This is a genomic window from Streptococcus sp. HMSC072D05 (genome assembly GCF_001815805.1).
Lineage (GTDB): Bacteria > Bacillota > Bacilli > Lactobacillales > Streptococcaceae > Streptococcus.
The window spans coordinates 762-1,026 of the sequence record NZ_KV822026.1 but is presented as its reverse complement, the minus strand read 5'-3'; the positions used below and the strand labels follow the sequence as shown (position 1 = coordinate 1,026).

1 protein-coding gene is annotated in these 265 nt (G+C 49.4%); it reads left to right on the top strand.

Annotated features, from left to right (window positions below; genetic code table 11):
* Positions 1–265: hypothetical protein (locus tag HMPREF3057_RS05260; protein ID WP_257370881.1), on the top strand; the 265-nt coding region annotated here is incomplete at both ends.

The window sequence follows — 265 nt, the reverse complement described above, 5'->3', positions numbered from 1 at the left end:
AGTCACAGTCAAACGCGTAGATAAGAATGGGACTCCAGTTACTGCGACCTATAGTCCAGAATTTACGAAAGTGACACCAACAGGAACTGGCGCAACGAGCACAGGTCCTCAAGGACTTCCACAAACGGGTACTCCAACCTTCCAAGGTGGCGATCCACTGGTTCCAATCGATGAAGCGGTTGAGCCAACCTTTGAAGATGGAAGCAAGGAAAAGAATATTCCAGGCCAAGGAACCTACACGATTGCACCAGACGGAACTGTAACC